The organism is Larkinella sp. C7 (assembly GCF_006149005.1).
Lineage (GTDB): Bacteria > Bacteroidota > Bacteroidia > Cytophagales > Spirosomataceae > Larkinella.
This window is the reverse complement of sequence record NZ_VBSL01000002.1, coordinates 191,284-212,397: the sequence shown is the minus strand read 5'-3', so window position 1 is coordinate 212,397 and position 21,114 is coordinate 191,284. Positions and strand designations below refer to the sequence as shown.

Here is a 21,114-nt window from a genome sequence, read left to right as displayed (position 1 = left end):
GTAAGAGTTATGCGTTAAGAGTGGTGAGTTAGCCATAAACTCTACATTCTTAACGCATCACTCTTACGGTTTTATTCTTGACTAATACAACACCCACGTATCCTTTCCACCTCCGCCTTGCGAGGAGTTGACCACCAGCGAACCTTTGCGCAGGGCTACGCGGGTCAGTCCACCGGGAATCACGTTAATGCCGTCGCCGTAGAGGATGTAAGGCCGGAAATCGACGTGGCGGCCTTCCGTGTGGTCGCCGACGATGGTCGGAACGCGGGAAAGCGAAATCGTTGGCTGGGCAATGTAGTTGCGGGGATTTTCCTTGATCTTTTTCCGGAACAGCTTGTGGTCGGCTTTCGTTGCTTTTGGGCCAATCAACATCCCATAGCCACCGGCTTCATTGGCTTCTTTCACCACCAGTTGCTCGATGTTTTCCATGACATATTTGCAATCTTCCTCCTCCCGGCAAATGTAGGTTTTCACATTCGGGATAATGGCTTCTTCGCCCAGGTAGTATTTGATGATGCGTGGCACATACGCGTAGATCACCTTGTCATCGGCGACGCCGGTACCGGGCGCATTGGCCAGCGCCACCCGCCCTTTTTTGTACACTTCGAAAATGCCCGGTATGCCAATCAGTGATTCGGGATTGAAAACGTGCGGATCCAGGAAGGTGTCGTCGATCCGGCGGTAGATCACATCCACCGTCTGGAAGCCTTTGGTGGTGCGCATCTTGACATAACCGCCCGAAACGACCAGATCACGGGAGTCGACCAGTTCGACGCCCATTTGCTGGGCCAGGTAGGAATGCTCGAAATAAGCGGAATTATAAATACCGGGCGTCAGCACCACCACCGTGGGATCGGGCCGGTCGGCAATGTGTTGCAGCAATTGTAGCAGGCGCGTTGGATAATCGGAAACCGGCCGGACGCCCGTGCGGGCCAGCACTTCGGGAAACGTCTGCTTCGACAATTCGCGGTTTTCAAGCATATACGACACGCCCGACGGACAGCGGAGGTTGTCTTCCAGTACCATGAATTCCCCGTCTTCACCCCGAATCAGGTCGGTCCCGGTAATGTGACACCAAATGTCTTTCGGCGGTTTGAGGCCCATGCAGGCCGGGAGAAAACACTTACTCGACTCGATCAGGTCGCGCGGCACCACGTTATCGTTCAGAATATGCTGATCGTTGTAGACATCGTGAATGAACATGTTAATCGCCTGGATGCGCTGAATCAACCCGCGTTCCACCCGGTTCCATTCTTCCGACGGAATCACCCGCGGAATGATGTCGATGGGCATGATGCGTTCGGTTCCTTCGCCTTCCGAATAAACGTTGAAAGTAATCCCCATCGACATCAGCGCCCGCTCGGCAGCATGTTGGCGGGAAATGACATCTTCACGGCTCAACTGCTCCACCCGCTGTTTAAACTGTTCGTAGCCGGAACGAACCTGACCGTCGGCCGTAAACATTTCATCAAAAAAATTATCCGTCTGATAGTCAGTGAATGAGAAAGAATTTCCCTGTGCTTGCGACTGTGTTTGGTTTCCTTGTGACTGCGATTGAAATTGCATAGGTGGGCTGGTGATTTTGGCGAATAAACCCTTAAAATTGCAATAATATACAAAATTATATATGGTTGGCGTTGAAAGGAAATAGTTTATTATTTATTTCGGTGAATCAATTCCGGATTTACCGTTCAGTAACTGTCTCTTCATTTCCGTAAACATCCTGTATCTTTAAAGGCTCAACAACGCATAAAAAATTTGAATCATGTCTATTACTAGTTGAATGAGAGAGAGATACGGTCGACTACTCGCAACGTTGGCAATTCTGGGAATTTCGGTTCCGGGCAACAGCCAATACCTGATGGGAATTGCCAACAGCAATTACGGCGGAACCCAGTCCATCTATCGGCATCCGTCGGAGGCTGCCGATTCCCGATACCGGTTTTACCTGAATCTGGCATCCGTCGATATGTATGCTTCCAATAATCACGTACGTTGGGTGGCCCCTTTTTCGGTGGTGCGGTACATGACCGGACAAATTCCGGACCAATACCGGAGTGAGCGCGGGAAGAGCCTGGGCCGAACCGGTTACCTGAAAGAGCAGTTAAATGGCCGCGACAAGCGCTTATCATTTGGGGGGGAAGTCCGGGGACCGTCGGCACTCATCACCCTGAACGACCGGTTTGGGATTGCCCTTTCGACGCGCGTTAGAACGGCCGTCACCTACCGGAACACGTCGGAGGCCACCGCCCGGCTGATGTTATACGGTACACAGATTGTTGAACTTCAACGGGTTCTGAATGAAAACCAGCACGGCATGGCCAATGTCAACGGCTATGGCGAACTGGCCGCGACGTTCGGAGCGGTTATTTTCGACAACGACGACCGGTTTTTAAAAGCAGGGGTGACCATTAAACGGGAAGTCGGATTCTACAACGCCCACGTTCGGGTCGACGACGGTGCCCACCAGATTGTTCGGGACCCCAGTCTCTCCGGGTTTCAGGCCCTGCGCATTCGCCAGTTCAACGGCACTTATGGCTATACCAGTGAGCTGGCCTTTCAACGCGCGGGCTTTTCGCCGGGCTGGCTATTCGGGAAACAGTCGGCGGGTGGTGGCTGGGGGTTCGACCTCGGCATGACCTACGAATACCGCCCGAACTTCCGCAAATATACGTACCGGGAAAAAGGGGAACTTCGCCGGGACCCAACCAAAAACAAATACCTCTATCGCATCTCGGCTTCACTGGTCGATCTGGGGGGCATCCGGTTCAAAAACCCGGAAATGGTTAATCTGTACCCGGTTTCGGTAACCAACAAGCTCATCACCAGTACGACCTTCGAGGGGGCCAAATCACCCGATGCCATCAACGAACGGATTGTGAATACGCTGATGTTACCGCTGATGGAAAAGACGACGTCGTATCGCTCCGGATTGCCAACGGCCCTCAATGTGAGTGCTGATTATCAGGTGAAAAACAACCTGTATGTCGGCCTTTTGTGGACCCAGAGTCTGGTGCCGTCCAACGCTGTCGCCATGATTGCGCCCTCGATGGTGGCCGTGGTTCCCCGGTGGGAGAGCCGCTGGGCCGAGGTGTCGATGCCGGTGGCCTTGCAGGACAATTATTCGATGCCGACGATAGGGCTGGCGTTGCGGGCGGGGCCGGTATTTGCCGGTACCGATCACCTGGGTGGGCTGGCGAACATCGGCAATCCGCGCGGGGCGAATTTTTACGCCGGTGCCACCATTCCACTCTTTCGCCGGGGACCCAAAAATCCGACCGACTGTTATTTTCCCCCACAGGAAGGCGGCTACTGGAAACGCTTCGGCAGAAAGCGGTAACCCGTTACTTCCGGAGCAAATACCGGTAAAAAAATGATTCCCGTTTGCCGACATACTGAAGTGCATAATCCGCATCGGCATCGAAAGTTTCATGGGGCTTCATGCGGCTCATGTCTGCTTCTCCGAAATTAGTGGTGGCATTGGCCATCGAACGTTCGATGGGCTGCGGAACGTGAACAGACCAGACTTTGTAGGCCAGAACCCGCAGTGGCACATACAGCCCGATCATGACCCACACCGCAAAAAACCAACCGGCCGTTGGGTGTTTTGAAGACCGGTACCAATGCACCAGTCCGTTGGCAAGGGCCAGATAGTAAACGAATTGCGCCGGGATGATCGTGCGGTTCTGGAAGTCGTTCCAGCGACCCATATAGATCAAACTGAGGAGTTGAATGGCGAGGGCGGCTGTGAAAGCCACTTTTACCCAAACCGTGTTTTCGTTCGTTTGCCGGTTATACCAGCGGTAGAGGAAGACGCCCACCCAGAGTTGCAATCCCCAGAACAAGACGTACAAAAGCACATCGGCTGGTGTATTGAAAGCTTCGACCAGAAAACCGGCATACGGTATCGGCTCATGAGCCTGGTAAAAGCAGCCCAGCAGCGCGCACATTGCCAGACAATTGCCCAGAAAAACCGGTTGCCACCAGGCCGAAATCGTAAACACGTTGCGTTGCGTAAACAGCAGCCACACACCCAGACCAATGCTGACAAATGGCGACCACAACAGCGTGGCCGCAACGACAAAAGCCAGCGCGACGGGCGATGCGTTCCGGCGTTGCCAATGAACGATCAGACCCGTAGCAATCCAGCCGCCGAGGGCATGTTGCGGAACCGCCTGTAGCTGCATGACGAGGGGGGAGGGGTCGAGGCTCTGCGACCAGTTGTGGTTGCTGAAAGCCAGTCGTGGCGTTTCGTAGCGGGTGTAGCCCGGAATCTGGTTGGTAAAAATGGCGGTGAGCCAGCGGGCAGCATCCCAGTTAAAATCAATGAACAACGACCAGACTAACCGAAAAGCCACCTCGACGCCGGACAGAAACGGCAATCCCACGGCAATCCAGGTCCTGAGCGGTTTGCTCAACCGGGCCGCCCAGCCAAACGCCAGGAGTACGCCCAGCCAGCCCCAAAGGAAAGAAATCCATTCCGCCGATTGAAATGACAGATGGGCCGCTTTGGCAATGGCTGCGGTTGGCAAATAATAAGCGATGTAATAACACAGGAAGGGATTGTCGAGACGCGAATTCTGGTACAAAACCGGCCAGGGACGGGTGATGAGGTCGTGGAAAAGCAGATTGTGTTTGTCGTAATCGGCATACTGCGGCACGAAAGCTCCGATGCCGCTCACCCACGTCCAGAACAAGGCACCCGATGCCAGAATCAGCCACTCGGTTCGGGAAAAAGGTGCCGGTGCTTCGGCTGAAGAAACCGGTTGGCGGACAAATTGCCAGACGCCCAGTGCAAGCAGAACCGAAAGTGGAATGGCAAGCAGGGGAATAATCCAGAAGAGTAGAAACAGGCAAACCGGGACATACAGATAACCGAGTGAAACAAGCGTTAATCGATCGGTTTTCATCGCGGAAGCTGGGCCTGTGGGAAGGTGGATGTGATGTTGTATGAACAAAAGTAAAAAAGGCCGGGCGGATTTTTGGCGTTTTGATTATATTCGCTCAAATGAAAATCGCCATGCAACACACTACGGCTCCGGCATTTCCTCAGACATTCGATGAATTCCTGACCTGGGAACCCGTCGATGGTTACAAATATGAATGGAAAGATGGGGAAATGATCCGATTCTCGGGTTTGAAGCAAAAGCAGTATTTATCTATAACATCCTTAGTAGACTTTTCTATGAAAAAGGATATCATCAGACAGGAACATTTATAGCTGAACCTGATGTCATGCTTACAGCTATTCAAATGCGCCGACCCGATATCGCTTATTTTACGGATTCGCAAGTTGAACAGGGTCGGAAAGGCGAAGATGTAATCCCGGCTTTTGTCGTCGAGGTGCTGTCTGAAACAGACCAGGCGTATCGAATTGAGGAAAAAATTGCCGAATACTTCAAAGCAGGTGTGCAGGTGGTCTGGAACATCTTTCCGGAATCTGAGGTCGTCTACGTCTACACACCCGCAAAAACGTCACCATTTGTCTGGAAAGTGATGTCTGTTCAGCCGCTCCGGTATTGCCCGATTTTGCGATTCGGGTGAATGAATTGTTTGCACCCACCCCGGCGTAAACGATAAAACCGCCATCCCCACGAGTAGTGAAAATGGCGGTTTTACGTACCAACGCACTTGATTCCGAAAAACTTACAAAATAAACTGGCTCAAATCCCGGTTTTTCACCAGTTCGTTTAGTTTTTCAGAAACCATTTCTTTCGTAATGACTACTTTAGAACCCGCGCCGATGACGTCCGGAATGTCGAACATAAAATCGTTGAGCAAATGGCTCATGACGGTTTGGAGACGGCGGGCGCCAATGTTTTCGACTTCGGAATTGACCTGAAACGCGATCCGGGCAATTTCGCGCAGCGAATCTTCGTCAAAGGTCAGCTCGACCTGCTCCGATTCCATCATGGCGACGTATTGCTTCGTCAACGCATTTTTCGGAGCCTTCAGAATCTGGAAAAAATCATCCTCCGACAAACTCTGCAACTCCACCCGAATCGGGAAACGCCCCTGTAACTCCGGAATCAGATCCGACGGTTTCGAAACGTGAAACGCCCCGGCGGCCACGAACAGAATGTGGTCGGTGTTGATGCTGCCGTATTTGGTGTTGACGGTTGTTCCTTCCACAATCGGCAGCATGTCGCGCTGCACGCCCTCGCGGCTCACATCCGGCCCGCCCGAACCGCTGCCCCGGCTGGTGGCAATTTTGTCGATTTCGTCGATGAAAATGATCCCGGTATTTTCGGCTTTGCGGATGGCTTCGTCTTTCACCTCGTCCATGTCGATGAGCTTGGCGGCTTCCTCTTCCAGCATGATTTTCTTGGCTTCGGCAATGGTCACCTTGCGTTTTTTGCCGCGCCGGGGCATCATGCCGCCAATCATTTCCTGGATGTTCATCATCGACAGTTCATCCACCGTGCCACCAATCATGCCGATGTTGGGGGCCGCATTCTGCTGTACGTCGATCTCGATTTTCCGCTCGTCCATCTCGCCCTTGCGGATTTTTTCGCGGAACCGTTCGCGGGTCCGTTCATTCAATTCGGCGTCGGTGTCGGGAACATCATTTTTATCATTCGGCTCGTCCAGCATAAAACCGGACGGTTGTTTGATGGGCGGAATCAGAATGTCGAGGATCATGTCTTCGACAATTTGCAGCGCACGGGTTTTCACCTGCTCTTTTTTGGCAGCTTTCACCATGTTGACCGACTGTTCGACCAGGTCGCGCACCATGCTCTCGACGTCGCGACCCACGTAGCCCACTTCGGTAAATTTCGAGGCTTCTACTTTGGTAAACGGCGCATCGGCGATCTTGGCCAGCCGCCGGGCAATCTCGGTCTTTCCGACGCCCGTGGCCCCAATCATCAGGATATTATTGGGTGTAATTTCCTGCTGCATTTCGGGCGTGCTGTTCATGCGTCGCCAGCGGTTGCGGAGGGCAATGGAAACATACCGTTTCGCATCGTGCTGACCAATAATGTATTGATCCAGTTCCGCAACAATCTGCCGGGGGGTTAAATCTTTCAGTTCCTGTGTCGTCATTCGTAAGGTAGTTGCATGATGCAGAGGGCATGGGGTACGGGGTAAAGGATGTCGATTGTTCATTGCCCTTTGCCCGGTATCCCATGCCCTCTGTTCTTGCAAAGAAACGTAGGAAACTGCAATTTGTACCGGGATTTGGTCATTTTTTTGGCATTATTCGATTTAAGTTTACCGAAAACGACAAATGGCTACTACCGCCCACCGCTGGCGTTGCCAGGGCCCGGGCGTAAGTCAACTGAAACCCTTTGGCCTGAACCGCAACACCAAACGACAACCCGGCGGCTCCCGAACCCGTCGCCAACTTCGCTTCCTGTCGGCGCATGTGATTGTAGCCCGCCAGCAGGTTGACATTCCGGTGAATCAGAAACTCCAGCCCAACGGCCAGGTGCCGCAGGATTTTTTCGGGAAGGGCGGTTTTCTGCGGAACCGGATTACCGTTCAGGTCATAGGTCACATTCAGGGCCGGGTCGTTGTAAACAATGTCGAGCTGGTGGAGATGGTGGGCCGTCAGGGTTGCGCGAATGGGCAAATGCTCCGGTTTGACGGTGAAGCCCGCCTGTAAATCGAACGGTAAATCCGGCGATTGTCCGGGTAAATATGTTTTGAGTCGAAAACCGGCATTTTTAGCCACTAACCCAAAAATGAGTTCTTTTTTCGGGTGACGCCAGGTTCCACCCACGTCGAACAAAACCGCAAAAGCTGAATAGGTTTCGATGGACGAACCAACGGCTTTGAGGGTTGCGCCCAGCGTGAAATTGCCTTCCGTGCGGGCGTGTGTCAGGCTCAGGGCGTAATCGCTGGAGGTGAAGGTTCCGGTTGGGTTGCCCAGCAAATCCGTCTGGTCGAACGTGCCGTAGGTTAAATACTGCAAACCGGCCGCCCACTGGCCTTTGGTTTTGATGGGCAAACCGTAGTGCAGCGTGATAAACCGGGTGTCAGCAAAGTAAGGGACAAAAGTCATCGCCAGTTGGTTGCGACCCGACGAATCGAGCAAAGCCGGGTTTTGGAGAAAAAACACTGCACCGGGTTGTGTATTCGATGCTGCCAGTCCGCCCAGAGCGGCCACGCGGGCGTGTGTCGGAACGTTTAGAAAAACGAAACCCGCCTGCCCGCCGGGTGGCTGGGCTACGGCAGTGACTCCAATCAGAAGGAAGAAAATCAGGAAAAGCGATTTCAAAGGCTATTCTTTAGTTCACGAACCGCTTGAACGTCGGATTGCTAAAATACAATTCTTACGGGATCAAGCAAAATCGTCCCGTTCCCGTATCGCGGCCCGGCCTCAATAGTTTAACCAAAGAATGGCCGGATTCACATTTTTGGCTTATCAGCCCACCGCTAAAGTCATCTGCTAATAAAGATTGATTTCGGCGGTTATTTGGTTCAAATCAATAAGGTAGGGACGTTGGTACGGGGTTTTAGCATCCGGACTAAGCTGTGTCCAGGTCCGGCACCGGCCTTCAGGGTACAGGGCAAAAAGCGAGCGTCCTAAGAATAATTGCCAGAAATTATTTACATTGGCCGGGTATAGCAAGTCAAGCTGAACAGCCAGTTTTTAATTTTAATCTTATCCCGTATGAAAAAAATAGTTGTCATCGCACTGATTGGTCTGGTATTCCGTACCGCGTCGTCTGTTCAGGCGCAAAAAATCGAACTGACACCCGTCTGGGAAACGGATACGACGCTGCGGACACCCGAGAGCGTTTTCTTTGAACCCGGCAAAAAAGTATTGTACGTTGCCTGCATCAATGGCGGTCCGTCACTGGAAAACAAAGGCAGCTACATCGCCAAAGTGGGCCTGGATGGAAAGGTGATGCAGTTGAAATTTACCGAAAACCTGAATTCAACCAAAGGCATGGGCGTTTTGGGGAATAAACTGTATGTAACTGAAATGACCCAGGTTGTTGAAATCGCGCTGGCAACCGGCAAAATTCTCAACCGCTATCCCGTCGAAGGTGCCAAATTTCTCAATGATATTGCCGTCGATGCCAAAAAGGGAGTGGTCTACATCACGGATTCGGGCAACGGCAAAGTGTGGGCTTTGACCGGGGGAAAAACCAGTCTGGTTCTGGAAGGGGCTCCGCTCAAAGGCACCAATGGTCTTCTCGTGGAAAATGGTCAGGTGCTGATCGGCAACGGTGACGGTTCTTTGTTGAGCATGAATCCAACAACCAAGGAACTGAGCACGATCGCCAAAGTATCGGGTGGTATCGATGGCATTGTGGCTTTGGGAAACAAGCAGTATATCGTCACCGAGTGGGGTGGAAAAATTTGGCACGTTCAGGCGGATGGATCGACCGAACTGAAGTTGGACACGTCAAAAGAGAAAATCAACTCGGCTGACATTGGGTATAATCCAGCAACCAAAACGCTGTTTGTTCCTACGTTTTTCCACAATACCGTAAAAGCGTATTCCCTCAAATAAACCTTACAAAACATATCCTAGTTTTATACCCATCGTTGCACTCGGGAACAGGCCGCCCTGGCGGGTGTTCCAGGTGCTGAACGTGTTGGGCGTAATGACATCGTCGTTGGCTGAATTCGTAAAGCGATACGGACTGACATCCCGGAAGCCCAAACCGACAAAAAAATCCAGCAGCAGACGGTTGTCGCCCGGCATGGTGAGCACATACTGACGCCCGAACTTGCAGTGAACGCCCCAAACCGTTCGGTACATCGGGAATGTGCCGCGTTCGAAATAGGCACAGGTGCCGTCAACGCACTCCCGGCCGACGGATGTGTTTTCCAGAACCGTCCGTTGTTTGAAAAACGTTTCGATCGCAAAATACCGGCCGATGGGTGGAGTGGCGAAATGCGGTCGGCGGTAGCCGCGATACCGTCCGGAATACCGTCGCCATTCGGCGCGGCCGCGCCAGACTTCAAAATTTTCGAAGTCGTTCCGACGATCCGGATACAGATTGATGCCCCGCCAGCCGTAGCCAAACTCCGCCTGAACGGTGTGTCGTCCGCCAAAAAGCCGCTCGGCACCGAACTGAATCGTATTGTCCAGGTCGAACAACGCCAATGGCGCAAACTTGACCACCCAGCGCGGAGGGTGATTCAGGACCGGTGTGAGCGTATCGGGCAATAGCAACGACTGAGCCAGCGCGTTCAGCGGAAGCCAGCACAACCCGACGAGAACAGGCAGAAAACGGTATTTCATCAGTTCTCAATCGGTAATTTGCTGAGCAGCGTCAGTTGTTGGGACGCATTATAGCGGTATTGAAAAATACCGTCTTTACCGGTGACGATCAGCACCGAGCGGTTCGGGATCACGTCGTAGGAACGAATATCCTCGAAAGTTTTGATGAGTTTCAGCTTGACCGGATCGCTGACGTCGAAGACTTTCAAACCGGCATCGCCTTCGCAAACGAACAGCAGATTGCCGTCGATGCCCAGGCCGTGCGGGTTCGTCATCGAAATCTCATTCACCTGCACGGGGTTTGCCAGATTCGAGATGTCCACCACCTCCAGGCGGTTGGGGCCGGTGTTGCAGGCGGTTCCGCTGCGGAGGGTAACATACGCGTAATTCCCCTGCGCCACCACCGGATCGCAACTGAAAATATGCCGGTACAAAGCGGTTTGTTGCGGTTTGGCCGGATTTTCCAGGTTCATGATGTACATCCCGGTTTGCGTTCCGATAAACAGGTGGTTGTTGTACGGAAAAATCGTTTCGACGCCAAAACCGAGCGATACCTTGCTCAAACTGTTGGGATCGGCACTTTTTTGCACATCGTATACCTGCAAGCTATGTTGATTGACGACGTACAGGAAATTGCCCGCAACGGCAAATCGCGCCATGGAACCGCCCGTTCCGCTGCCGCCGTTGGGATTGACGGAAGCGCCGTCTTTACTTCCCATTTCGGAACAACCCGCCAGTGTAGTCAGTCCGATTAAGATAAAAAGTAGAGGATTTTTCATGGTGCAGGAGCTTAGCGGTAGCATTTCGGATCGGTGAGCTGGGCGGTTTCCCAACGAACGACCACCCCTTTTTCGGGATTGGCGCATTCAAATTGCACCCCGCGTTGCTGTGGATAGGACGGATAGGGGTAAGCGTCTTTTATTCGTTTTAAAACCGTTACTTTCCGGGGATCGGTGATGTCGAGGGCAACCAGATCAACGGCGTTATCGACATAGAGCACGTTTTCCTTCACGGCCATGTCGACATTGGCGGGAACCGAAACGAAAGACAGCTTTTTAGGAGCCGCCGGATCGCTGTTGTCGACAACGTGAATTCCTTTTCCCGGTTCGTTGATGAACAAATATCCGCCTTTGACGTAAATTTTGCCGGGATTTTTCAGCGGTTGGGGCGCCAGGGTCTGGATCGTGCGGATTTCTTCGTAGGTGGCATACACCGGGCGAAGGCCCTGAAACGTTTGTTCGGAGTCAATTTCGCGGTTGAACTCGCAGCCGAATACCGCCAGCAGCAGTAGCGGGCTCAGCAATGGGCGAAGGCAGAGAGGACAGAAGAGTTGTTTCATGGGAAGGTGCAGGTTTTTGCAACAAGGATTCAAATTCGTATAAAAACGTTGGATTCCGTAATAAAAATTATTTTTGTCGCTATACATTCAATTCAGCCCTTGCATGGACGCAGAAATTAAGTCAGCCAAAACCGAAATTCTTGATCATAAAAATGCTGAAGCCGAACTGGGCGGAGGTCAGAAGCGCATCGACGCTCAGCATAAAAAGGGGAAACTGACCGCCCGCGAGCGCATTGCCCTGCTGGTCGACGAAGGTTCGTTCGAGGAAATCGGCAAGTTCGTCATGCACCGCACCCGCGATTTCGGACTCGACAAGGAACACTACCTCGGTGACGGTGTGGTGACGGGTTACGGCACCATCCACGGGCGACTGACCTACGTTTTTGCGCAGGATTTTACGGTTTTCGGGGGGGCTCTGTCCGAAACCCATGCTGAGAAGATTTGCAAGATCATGGATCTGGCCATGAAAAACGGCGCGCCGGTGGTCGGTTTGAACGATTCGGGGGGCGCCCGGATTCAGGAGGGCGTATTGTCGCTGGCCGGATATGCCGATATTTTTTACCGCAACACGCTGGCTTCCGGCGTCGTCCCGCAGATTTCGGCGGTGATGGGGCCGTGCGCGGGCGGGGCGGTTTATTCGCCGGCCATCACGGATTTCATTCTGATGGTTGAAAACACGTCCTACATGTTCGTGACCGGGCCGAACGTGGTGAAAACCGTGACGCACGAAAACGTGACGGCGGAAGAACTGGGTGGGGCCAGCACGCACAGCACCAAATCCGGAGTCACGCATTTCGCCTGCGCCAACGAACTGGAATGTATCCAATACATCAAAAAACTGTTGAGCTACGTTCCGCAAAACTGTGAGGACGACCCGATTCGGCTGCCGTATGAACCGGCGGACGAAAACCGCCCGAAACTGAACGCGATCATTCCCGAAAACCCGAATCAGCCGTACGACATGCGCGAGGTGATCGAGGAAATTGTGGATGTCGGCAGCTTTTTTGAAGTCCATAAGGCGTTTGCCGAAAACATCGTCGTTGGTTTTGCCCGCTTGGCGGGGCGCAGCATTGGCGTCGTTGGGAATCAACCGGCGATTCTGGCGGGGGTTCTGGACATCGACGCCAGCACCAAAGCCGCCCGGTTTGTGCGGTTTTGCGATAGTTTCAACATTCCGCTGCTGGTGCTGGAAGATGTCCCCGGTTTTTTGCCCGGCACCGACCAGGAGTGGAACGCGATCATTACGAATGGCGCGAAACTGCTCTACGCTTTCTGCGAAGCGACGGTTCCGCGCGTGACGGTCATTACCCGCAAAGCCTACGGCGGAGCTTATGACGTGATGAATTCCAAGCACATCGGGGCCGACATGAACTACGCCTGGCCGACTGCCGAAATCGCCGTCATGGGAGCAAGCGGGGCCGCCGAGATCATTTTCAAACGCGAAATTGCCGAAGCCGCCGATCCGCAGGCCCGTTTGCAGGAGAAGGTGCTGGACTACACCACCAAGTTTGCCAACCCCTACCGGGCGGCACACCGGGGCTACATCGACGAGGTGATTTACCCCGAGCAAACCCGCCAGAAACTGATCCGGGCGTTTCAGATGCTGGAAAACAAAGTGGCGACCTTGCCGAAGAAAAAACACGGGAATATTCCGTTGTAAACCGAATCACGTAGCGAAATGGAAAAGCAGCATTTAACCTACTTCAAGATTGAGAATTTCAAACGGTTCGATTCGTTTGAAATGTCCAATCTGGGGCAATTTAATTTGATTGTCGGGGATAATAATGTGGGGAAGACGTCGGTTTTGGAAGCGTTGACGTTTGATGCAAATGATATTTTTAAGCATGCCATAAACTACTATAATTCCTTTTCTTTTAGGGGGACTTTTGAGCTTGAAAGTAAGAATATAACTTATCAAGATATTCAACAAACTGATTTCTGGCAATTTATTTATAAAGATATTAATAAGCCAGTAAGGATAATTATTAAAGGCTATGAAGATTTTCATCTAACTTTTTTGTTGAAGCCTCATCGTGAATTGGATGACGATGAAAAGTATTTGCTAAAAAATGGAGTGATTAATATTGTTCCAGACAATTGGTTGATAGGTACTTATGATTCCGATAATTATGTTATAAAAGATCAATCAATAATGCCTGCGTATTTTGAAGGATTATCTATTAATTTAAAGCCAAATGAGAAAAATTATTTGCCTTATATTCCGGCAAATATAGGATATAAAGGAGATGTATTGGATGTGTACTATAAATTTTATAATTCAAATAAAGCTCTTCGGAAAGAATTGGAAAGGGAAGTTAGTTTTTTTATAGTTGATCTTGAGGAATTTAGACCACACAAATTATCGAGCTCTCACGAAGTGTTAGGCGTTAGTTTAAAGAATGATAATACGATTCGTCCATTATCAATGTTTGGTGATGGAACTGTAAAAGCAACAAGAATATTTTTAGAAATTATAGTTGCGCAGGGGCACCGTTTAATGATTGACGAGATTGGAGACGGTATTCATTTTAGTAAATTGAAAGATTTTTGGAAAGCTGTAATAAATGCTCATAGCAAATATAGTGTCCAACTTTTTGCCACAACTCATAGCCTGGAATGCCAGCAAGCTTTCATTGAAGCTTTGCAGGATGACGACATGAAGCAATTTCAGTCTGATGCTCGCAACATTACAATGATTGAAGATACAGAAGGGCAGGTGAAAGCAATTACCTATGACTTTGAGCAATTCGAATATGCAATAAACATTGGCTTTAACACCCGTGGAGGAAAATTATGAGTCCGGTACAGATTTTTGTAGAGGGAGTTGCTGATCAAAAGTTTTTGCAGGACTTGATTTTTGAATGGTATGGAGTGGAAATGGCTCTTGGAAGCATGTACAAAGCCGGTGACATTTTAGAACTGGAAGGTAAAGATGCATTCGATAGCGCCAATAAATTGAAAAGACTCATCCCTATATTTCAAACATTAGCGATAACCGGTAAATCAGCTTTGGTCATTTTTGATGCGGACGAGTTTTCTGTCAATCACGCCAATTTGCTTGCACATAGTCAAATTCACGGTTTTAGATTTTTCTTGTTTCCCAATAATGAGTTGGATGGCGATTTAGAGACCTTGCTTGAGTCGTTGATTCATCCCGGAAATCAAGTGATTTTTGATTGCTGGCAAGCGTATGAAGATTGTTTGAAATCCAAAGAAACCGCGATGACAAATACCGGCAAATTCACCACCCCAGCCCGAAAAACTAAAATTTACGCCTATCTGGAAGCCTTGCTGGACGATTCTGATTCGCAAAAAGAGAAAATTAAAGAGCGAAAAAGAGATTATCGTGAAGTAAGACACTGGAATATTGATCCAATTAATCCTGTCTTAAAACCCCTGAAAGACTTTTTAGACCCGTTTTTTGCCGGGGCTCTGTAATGGCATTTACCTGGTTGCTTCCAGCATCTCATTCGCTCAACACCCACACAACGCCTGCCAGTAATCCCACTTTTCCTGTTCCCAGGCTCGCTTAGCGCACTTTGGGGTTTGGCGGGTTAAAATTCACTACCGTTTAGAAAAAAAAATCTACCATTCATGGGGGGAATCAACCATTTGGGTGTCATACCGGTAGTTGCAGTAGATACGGGTTCAAAAAAGAGTAGTAGATTTGCCACGAAAAAACGGACGCAACTACGTGCAACGGACCGATCAGGAATTAATTCATGCGATACGACTGGGCGACGAACCCGCGTTTGAGGCCGTGTTCCGGCACCATTACGCATCGTTGTGCCAGTATGCCCGCACGTTCCTGCACGATTGGGATGATGCCGAAGAAGCGGTGCAGGCGGTTTTTCTGGCGGTTTGGGAAAAACGCGACACCCTGGAAATTACGGTTTCGCTGAAGTCGTATTTGTATCGTTCAGTACACAACCGCTGCCTGAACCGCATCCGGCATTTGTCGGTGCAGTCGGAACACCGCGAGCAGGCGGCTTACGAGGTCGAGATGTTCCAGTCGTCGGCGGAAGCGCCCATGCAGACGTTGATTGCCGACGAGTTGTCGGAACGTTTGCAGGTGGCCATTCAGCGGTTGCCGGAACAATGCCGGCTGATTTTTGCGATGAGCCGGTTTGAAGAGATGAAGTACCAGGAGATTGCCGATCAACTCGGGCTTTCCATCAAAACCGTGGAAAACCAGATCGGGAAAGCCCTGCGCATTTTACGAACCGAACTGGCGGATTATCTGCCGCTTTTGATGGTACTTTTTTTAAATTAAGAAGGTAGAGGAGAGACAAGAGAATATAGACTAAAAAAACAGGTATTTCACTGAAAATCATTTTATCTCTAATCTCATGTCTTGAATCTTTACTCTAAAAAATAAATGCCTGATCAACCCGAAAACCGAATCGACGACGACCTGCTGGGGAAATTCCTGGCCGGGGAGACCGATGCTGCCGAGTCGGAACGGGTACAGCGCTGGCTGGATCAGGACAACTCCGAGCGTCAGGAATTCGACCGCTTCGAGCGGATTTGGGATACGGCCGGGAAGCTGAGCCAGAAAGCCCAATCGCCGTCGATTCCGGTCAATACCGATGCGGCCTGGCAGAAAATGCGGGGCAAAATGCGGTCTTCGTCCGAAACCGAAGATAAACTCAGCCCGACAAAACCGGTAGAAGCCCCGCCGGAATCCGTCATAAAACCGTTGCCTGTTACGCCGGTTCGGAGCAACCGGACCCGTAGCTGGTGGCAATCGCCGGTGTGGGCCGTGGCCGCAACGGTGGTTTTGTTGTCGGGATTGCTGTGGTTTTTCACGAAAGAAACCGAAACCGTTCCGGTAGCTCAGGTGGCTGCCGTGACCGCCGATCAGAAAATTGAGAAAGTTCTGCCTGATGGCAGCCGGGTTTTGCTGAACCGCGACAGTAAGCTCACCTATCCCGAATCATTTGCCGACGATAGCCGCGAGGTTCAACTGACCGGCGAAGCCTTTTTCGATATCAAACCCGACCCGACCAAACCCTTCCGGATTCAGGTTCGCAACACGACCGTTCAGGTGTTGGGAACGTCATTCAGCATTCGGGCGTATACGGCGGACGTGCGGGTGGCGGTTCGTACCGGAAAAGTGAAATTTTCTACCAAAACCAAAGAAGTTACGCTGGTCAAAGATGAACAGGCGGTTTTTGACGCGAAGAAAGACACCCTCATCAAAGCACTCCGGTTCGACGCCAATTCCATGGCCTTCAAAACCGGGCGGCTGGTGTTTGACAGAGAACCCCTGAGCAAAATTGTGGAGACACTCAACGAGGTGTATCATGCTGATATTCATCTGGCAAACGAACGGTTAGGCCGTTGCGAATTTACATCTACCCTGGCTTTCGAGAATGAAAAACTGGATAATGTCCTGTCAATTACGGCGGAAGCGATGGGTTTACTCATTAAACGGGAGGGCAACCGCATTACTTTAGAGGGTAAAGCGGGCTACGAGTGCAAGGAATGAGTCAAAGAATGCTTGCCTGCATAGGGGTAACGACTTTTCAGGGTGTCTTCAACCCAAACGTACCATTGACGATGTACCCAATCCGTATCTTCCTCTTCCTGCTGATTTCCTGTGGTTTACTGCATAAAACCGTTGCCCAGTCGACTCCACCCCTGGAGCGCGTTGTTTCGGTCGATTTTACCAACGAGCGAATCGATAATGCCCTGAAAATAATCAGTAACAAAGGTCAATTTTCCTTTGCCTACAATGCCGCCCTCATCAATCCCAACAGTACCTTGAGTTTGCGGACCACCAACTCCGTCCGGGCTTTGCTGAACCAGATTTTTCGGGGAACCATCACCTACAAATCGCGCGGGAACCACATCATCCTGCAAAAAGCAGAACCGCCCGCCGAAGCACCCAAAAGTTTCATTCTGGACGGGTATATCACCGACCGCCAAACCGGGCAACGGGTCAGTCAGGTCAGTATTTACGAAAAAACAACGCTGGCGTCTACCGTTTCGAACCCGTACGGCTACTACCGTATTAAATTGTCGACCGAAATTCCATCGGTGCGGCTGGAGGTTCGCCGGAAATATTATTTCTCCGAAACCGTCTCCATCAACGCCCGGCAGACCCATAAACTCGACATTGGGATGACGCCCCTGCCTTCGCAAACGGCTCTGCAACCCATGACCGTCCGGACGTCGATCGACACCACGCGACCGACGCCCATCCTGGCGCAGCCGGTCGCCGTGACCATTCCGGTCGATTCGACGCCCGCACCCCGCACCAACACGCCCGGTCCCACCATCTGGGACCGCAGCAAGTCGGTGCTGGAAGAAACCACAAACGATTTTGCCGACTGGTTTAAATCGACCCGACAGGCCGTTCACGACGCCAACCTGGCAGGTGACACCATTTACCGCGACATTCAGTTTTCGCTCTTCCCGTTTGTAGGCACCAACCACACACTGAGCGGGCGGGTCATCAACCAGTACTCATTGAACCTGGTTGCCGGATACTCGCTGGGTGTTACGGCCCTGGAAGTGGGTGGATTTATGAACCTGGTTCGGGGCGATGTCGGTGGGGTTCAGGTCGCCGGTTTTGCCAATGTCGTGGGCGAAAACCTGAGTGGGGTACAGGCGGCCGGTTTCTTCAATGGGGTACGGGGCGAGGTGCTGGGCATTCAGGCCGCCGGTTTTGGCAACACCGTGATTGGAAACGTGCAGGGCATTCAGGCGGCCGGTTTTTACAACATGACAATGGGCAAAATGTCCGAAAGCATTCAGGCCGCCGGTTTTGGCAACATCGCTGTCGACGACATGAGCGGTTTTCAACTGGCGGGCTTCACCAACATTGCCGCCCGCTCGATGACCGGTTTTCAGTTGTCGGGGTACGGAAACATAGCCGGTGGAAACATGGCGGGTTTTCAGCTGGCGGGCTTCACCAACATTGCTGTGGGCGAACTGGCGGGCTGGCAACTCAGCGGTTTTCTGAACTACGCAACGAAGGTGGTTCGGGGTCACCAGATTGCCCTGGTCAACATTGCTGGTTCGTCGGAAACGACACCTTTTGGTCTGTTCAGTTACGTTCACCAAAACGGCTACCGGCGGCTGGAGATTTCGACGGACGAGGTAATGACCACCAACCTGACTTTCAAAACCGGCGTTCAGCGGTTCTACAACATCTTCACCGGCGGCTCGAATCTGGGCATGACTGGAAAACCGCTCTGGAGTCTGGGCTACGGCCTGGGAACGGCGGTGGACCTGAAACGCGGCTGGATGCTGAATTTTGACCTGACCGGAAACGTGCTGAGCGCGGATGATCAGTTCAATTGGGGCGAGTGGAACACACTGGTTCGCCTGAACATGGGAATCGAGAAAAAACTGACCCGGGGCATTGCTCTCGCCGTTGGGCCTTCCGTCAATTTATACCTGAGTGACTACACCCGCGCCAAACCGGCCACCCGCTTCGATGTGCCACTCTTCAACAATTCCAGCAACCTGGTGAATACGTTTTCGACGGGCTGGGTCGGTTTTCAGGCGGCTTTGCGGTTTTGCAACCGGTAACGTCTATTTTATCCAAAGCTTCGTTTTCACGACCTGCTGTAGAATCTGCTCCCGGTAATGTCGGCTGATGGGAATGCGGTGCGATTGAATGACAATCTCATTTCCATCGATGGCATCAATTTTATCGATGGAAACAATGTAGGATTTATGCACCCGGATAAATGATTTCGAGTCTAAATTCTGCTCTAGATTTTTCAGGTAAAGCAACGTTACATACTTCCCTTTTCGGGTATAGATGGTGACGTAATTCTGAAGTCCCTGAATATAATGAATGTCATCAAGCTGGATTTTTTCGTATTTATTTTCACATTTAATAAAGAAATAATCAGCATTTTGATCCGCTTTTTGAAGGTCGGTATAGGCTGATTTTGTGACAAGCTGAAAGTATTCTTTGGCCTTGTTGGCCGCTTTAAAAAACCGGTCGAAAGTGATGGGTTTCAGTAAATAATCCAGCACGTTCAACTGAAAACTTTCCAGGGCGTAGCTCGGAAAGGCCGTCGTGATGATCACAATCGGCGGATTTTGCGCGATTTTCAGGAAATCAATCCCGTTCATTTTCGGCATTTGAATATCCAGAAAAAGCAAATCGATCCGGTGTTCGTCCAGCAGCTTAATCAGCTCAACGGGATTTTGACAGGTCTGGACCAGATTCAGAAAATCAATCTCCCGCACATAATTGGCAATGCCTTCCCGGGCCAACGGTTCATCATCAATAATTACGCAATTCATCATGGGATGCGGTTTTTAAAACATCGTTCTTTTATCATCACCTTTTGTATCTTCAGGTCGCCGTTTCCAGAACGTGACGGATTTCCAGTTCTGATAAGGTTAGTTGGAGTTGCACATCGAATCGGTTATCCCGGTTCAGAATAGAGAGAACGTAATGATCCGGATAGATTAAATCCAGTCTTCGCTGCACATTTTTAATGCCAATACCGCCGTAGTTCAGCACATCGTCGGCGCTACCGGGAGAGGTGCTGTTGGAAACCGCAAAAGATAGCCTGCGTTCTTCAAGCCGGAGATCGATCCGAATCCAGTTGGGTTGGTCGGCCTGTTTCGAAACGTGTTTAAACGCATTTTCTACAAAATTCATCAGAATGAACGGGGCAATTTCCAGGGGTTCATTTTGTTGAAAATCCGTCTGAAAAGTGACCTCGATGTTGTTGTTCTGACGGAGTTTTTCCAGTTCGATAAAATTCTCCAGATACGTAATTTCTTTGGCCAATGGTATTTTCTGGTCATTGCATTCGTATAGTTGATGCCGCAATAATTCCGAAAATTTAGCCAGCGAATCCGACGCCATATCCGGATTTTTATGAATCAGAAAAAAGATGGAGTTGATGGTGTTAAACAGGAAATGGGGATTGAACTGGTATTTTAAAAACTTCAGTTCCGTCTCCAGTTTCTCCTTTTCGAGCAGTTGCTGCCGTTGCCGGGTTTCCACCCAGTTTTTGGTCAATTTTATACTCATCGCCAGCGTCATACTCGCCACGGTAGACGAGAAAGCATTGTTCAGAAATCGGTAAAAACAGTCCGCTTCGGAGCCACCTCCGTATAATTCGTTTAACGTTTTTTCGGACAGATGAGCACTTAGATAATACCCCGGAATGATGCATATTGAGGCAGCCACGATGGTCAGCAACAGCAATGTAATATACGCCAGAAGCCGGTTTTTCTCCAGGTATTTCGGGATCAGAAAATAGAGGTTGAAATAGGCTGCCAGCGCCTGAAAAATGAAGTAGAAAAGAAACTTTACGGAAAAGGGTGTAAAAAAAATATTGGCAGCGGCTTTGTACGGATTGCCCAAGGCAATGGCCCACCAGAGATAATTGTAGAGAAACCAGAACGGAATGTGGTAGAGTCTGTATTTAAAAAACCAGTGCTGGTTTGATATGCCGAGTGCCAGTGCGTTCATTTCAGAAATGATTAACCCATACCCAAAATACCCAATTCGCTGCGGATTTAGTCAATTTCGATACGAAACGCCTGAACTAATTGACAAAGGGGTGGCGTGGCTATATGAAAGGCTTTCCGCTTCATTTAATTGTGC

The 21,114-nt window shown here is 50.7% G+C and carries 18 protein-coding genes; 9 read left to right on the top strand and 9 right to left on the bottom strand.

Annotation, left to right across the window (positions count from 1 at the left end; genetic code table 11):
* Positions 1-81: 81 nt before the first annotated feature.
* Positions 82-1,566, bottom strand: a complete 1,485-nt coding sequence (locus tag FH871_RS05965; protein WP_138990435.1) for a circularly permuted type 2 ATP-grasp protein — start codon at positions 1,564-1,566, stop codon at positions 82-84.
* 250 nt (positions 1,567-1,816) lie between these two features.
* Here FH871_RS05965 and FH871_RS05960 point away from each other — a divergent pair, with 250 nt between their 5' ends.
* Positions 1,817-3,340, top strand: coding sequence for a DUF5723 family protein (locus tag FH871_RS05960; RefSeq protein WP_138990434.1), 1,524 nt, complete (start codon positions 1,817-1,819; stop codon positions 3,338-3,340).
* Positions 3,341-3,344: 4 nt separating this feature from the next.
* Here FH871_RS05960 and FH871_RS05955 read toward each other — a convergent pair whose 3' ends face one another.
* Positions 3,345-4,910, bottom strand: coding sequence for a hypothetical protein (locus tag FH871_RS05955; RefSeq protein ID WP_138990433.1), 1,566 nt, complete (start codon positions 4,908-4,910; stop codon positions 3,345-3,347).
* 325 nt (positions 4,911-5,235) lie between these two features.
* On the opposite strand from FH871_RS05955, the gene FH871_RS33740 reads away from it, so the two are divergent.
* The gene (locus FH871_RS33740) at positions 5,236-5,544 is read left to right on the top strand and encodes a Uma2 family endonuclease (protein ID WP_229317089.1); all 309 of its coding nucleotides are present in this window, start codon (positions 5,236-5,238) and stop codon (positions 5,542-5,544) included.
* Positions 5,545-5,646: 102 nt separating this feature from the next.
* On the opposite strand, the gene hslU is transcribed toward FH871_RS33740, so the two are convergent.
* Together hslU and porQ are read right to left on the bottom strand one after the other, a co-directional pair.
* Positions 5,647-7,044 carry an ATP-dependent protease ATPase subunit HslU gene (gene hslU, locus FH871_RS05945; protein WP_138990432.1) on the bottom strand — a complete coding sequence of 466 codons (1,398 nt, stop codon included), beginning with the start codon at positions 7,042-7,044 and terminating at the stop codon, positions 5,647-5,649.
* Between the two features lie 139 nt (positions 7,045-7,183).
* Positions 7,184-8,221 carry a type IX secretion system protein PorQ gene (porQ, locus tag FH871_RS05940; RefSeq protein WP_138990431.1) on the bottom strand — a complete coding sequence of 346 codons (1,038 nt, stop codon included), beginning with the start codon at positions 8,219-8,221 and terminating at the stop codon, positions 7,184-7,186.
* Between the two features lie 396 nt (positions 8,222-8,617).
* Here porQ and FH871_RS05935 point away from each other — a divergent pair, with 396 nt between their 5' ends.
* Positions 8,618-9,466: a hypothetical protein gene (locus FH871_RS05935; protein WP_138990430.1), complete on the top strand. Its 849-nt coding sequence runs from the start codon at positions 8,618-8,620 to the stop codon at positions 9,464-9,466.
* A 3-nt stretch (positions 9,467-9,469) separates the two neighbouring features.
* Here the strand turns inward: FH871_RS05935 and FH871_RS05930 are convergent, their stop codons facing one another.
* Genes FH871_RS05930 through FH871_RS05920 form a run of 3 tightly spaced genes read right to left on the bottom strand, consistent with a single transcriptional unit; the run spans position 9,470 to position 11,522 of the window.
* Complete coding sequence (locus FH871_RS05930; RefSeq protein WP_138990429.1) at positions 9,470-10,204, bottom strand: hypothetical protein; 735 nt, start codon at positions 10,202-10,204, stop codon at positions 9,470-9,472.
* The gene (locus FH871_RS05925; protein WP_138990428.1) at positions 10,204-10,962 is read right to left on the bottom strand and encodes an LVIVD repeat-containing protein; all 759 of its coding nucleotides are present in this window, start codon (positions 10,960-10,962) and stop codon (positions 10,204-10,206) included. Before FH871_RS05925 ends, FH871_RS05930 begins: the two co-directional genes overlap by 1 nt.
* An 11-nt stretch (positions 10,963-10,973) precedes the next feature.
* Positions 10,974-11,522, bottom strand: a complete 549-nt coding sequence (locus FH871_RS05920; RefSeq protein ID WP_138990427.1) for a hypothetical protein — start codon at positions 11,520-11,522, stop codon at positions 10,974-10,976.
* A gap of 103 nt (positions 11,523-11,625) precedes the next feature.
* Between FH871_RS05920 and FH871_RS05915 the strand changes: the two genes are divergently transcribed.
* The 6 genes from FH871_RS05915 (at position 11,626) to FH871_RS05890 (ending at position 19,064) form a co-directional block, all read left to right on the top strand.
* Positions 11,626-13,182, top strand: coding sequence for an acyl-CoA carboxylase subunit beta (locus tag FH871_RS05915; protein WP_138990426.1), 1,557 nt, complete (start codon positions 11,626-11,628; stop codon positions 13,180-13,182).
* A gap of 18 nt (positions 13,183-13,200) precedes the next feature.
* Entirely contained in the window at positions 13,201-14,319 is a 1,119-nt protein-coding gene (locus FH871_RS05910; RefSeq protein ID WP_138990425.1) for an ATP/GTP-binding protein, read from the top strand.
* The gene (locus FH871_RS05905; protein ID WP_138990424.1) at positions 14,316-14,960 is read left to right on the top strand and encodes a DUF3226 domain-containing protein; all 645 of its coding nucleotides are present in this window, start codon (positions 14,316-14,318) and stop codon (positions 14,958-14,960) included. The genes FH871_RS05910 and FH871_RS05905 overlap by 4 nt, the downstream gene beginning before the upstream one ends.
* Positions 14,961-15,189: 229 nt before the next feature.
* Positions 15,190-15,795: an RNA polymerase sigma-70 factor gene (locus tag FH871_RS05900; protein WP_229317087.1), complete on the top strand. Its 606-nt coding sequence runs from the start codon at positions 15,190-15,192 to the stop codon at positions 15,793-15,795.
* Positions 15,796-15,900: 105 nt separating this feature from the next.
* Complete coding sequence (locus tag FH871_RS05895; RefSeq protein ID WP_138990423.1) at positions 15,901-17,013, top strand: FecR family protein; 1,113 nt, start codon at positions 15,901-15,903, stop codon at positions 17,011-17,013.
* 71 nt (positions 17,014-17,084) lie between these two features.
* Entirely contained in the window at positions 17,085-19,064 is a 1,980-nt protein-coding gene (locus tag FH871_RS05890; RefSeq protein WP_138990422.1) for an STN and carboxypeptidase regulatory-like domain-containing protein, read from the top strand.
* A 3-nt stretch (positions 19,065-19,067) separates the two neighbouring features.
* Here the strand turns inward: FH871_RS05890 and FH871_RS05885 are convergent, their stop codons facing one another.
* Positions 19,068-19,796, bottom strand: coding sequence for a LytTR family DNA-binding domain-containing protein (locus FH871_RS05885; protein ID WP_138990421.1), 729 nt, complete (start codon positions 19,794-19,796; stop codon positions 19,068-19,070).
* A 49-nt stretch (positions 19,797-19,845) separates the two neighbouring features.
* A complete protein-coding gene (locus tag FH871_RS05880) occupies positions 19,846-20,979 on the bottom strand; it encodes a sensor histidine kinase (RefSeq protein ID WP_138990420.1) in 1,134 nt (377 codons plus the stop codon).
* Between the last annotated feature and the right edge of the window lie 135 nt (positions 20,980-21,114).

Excerpts from the sequence above, each read along its gene's own strand:
- FH871_RS05965 (WP_138990435.1), bottom strand. The coding sequence starts at position 1,566 with ATGCAATTTCAATCGCAGTCACAAGGAAACCAAACACAGTCGCAAGCA.
- FH871_RS05955 (WP_138990433.1), bottom strand. The coding sequence starts at position 4,910 with ATGAAAACCGATCGATTAACGCTTGTTTCACTCGGTTATCTGTATGTC.
- FH871_RS33740 (WP_229317089.1), top strand. The coding sequence starts at position 5,236 with ATGCTTACAGCTATTCAAATGCGCCGACCCGATATCGCTTATTTTACG.
- hslU (WP_138990432.1), bottom strand. The coding sequence starts at position 7,044 with ATGACGACACAGGAACTGAAAGATTTAACCCCCCGGCAGATTGTTGCG.
- FH871_RS05935 (WP_138990430.1), top strand. The coding sequence starts at position 8,618 with ATGAAAAAAATAGTTGTCATCGCACTGATTGGTCTGGTATTCCGTACC.
- FH871_RS05930 (WP_138990429.1), bottom strand. The coding sequence starts at position 10,204 with ATGAAATACCGTTTTCTGCCTGTTCTCGTCGGGTTGTGCTGGCTTCCG.
- FH871_RS05925 (WP_138990428.1), bottom strand. The coding sequence starts at position 10,962 with ATGAAAAATCCTCTACTTTTTATCTTAATCGGACTGACTACACTGGCG.
- FH871_RS05920 (WP_138990427.1), bottom strand. The coding sequence starts at position 11,522 with ATGAAACAACTCTTCTGTCCTCTCTGCCTTCGCCCATTGCTGAGCCCG.
- FH871_RS05915 (WP_138990426.1), top strand. The coding sequence starts at position 11,626 with ATGGACGCAGAAATTAAGTCAGCCAAAACCGAAATTCTTGATCATAAA.
- FH871_RS05910 (WP_138990425.1), top strand. The coding sequence starts at position 13,201 with ATGGAAAAGCAGCATTTAACCTACTTCAAGATTGAGAATTTCAAACGG.
- FH871_RS05905 (WP_138990424.1), top strand. The coding sequence starts at position 14,316 with ATGAGTCCGGTACAGATTTTTGTAGAGGGAGTTGCTGATCAAAAGTTT.
- FH871_RS05895 (WP_138990423.1), top strand. The coding sequence starts at position 15,901 with ATGCCTGATCAACCCGAAAACCGAATCGACGACGACCTGCTGGGGAAA.
- FH871_RS05890 (WP_138990422.1), top strand. The coding sequence starts at position 17,085 with ATGTACCCAATCCGTATCTTCCTCTTCCTGCTGATTTCCTGTGGTTTA.
- FH871_RS05885 (WP_138990421.1), bottom strand. The coding sequence starts at position 19,796 with ATGATGAATTGCGTAATTATTGATGATGAACCGTTGGCCCGGGAAGGC.
- FH871_RS05880 (WP_138990420.1), bottom strand. The coding sequence starts at position 20,979 with ATGAACGCACTGGCACTCGGCATATCAAACCAGCACTGGTTTTTTAAA.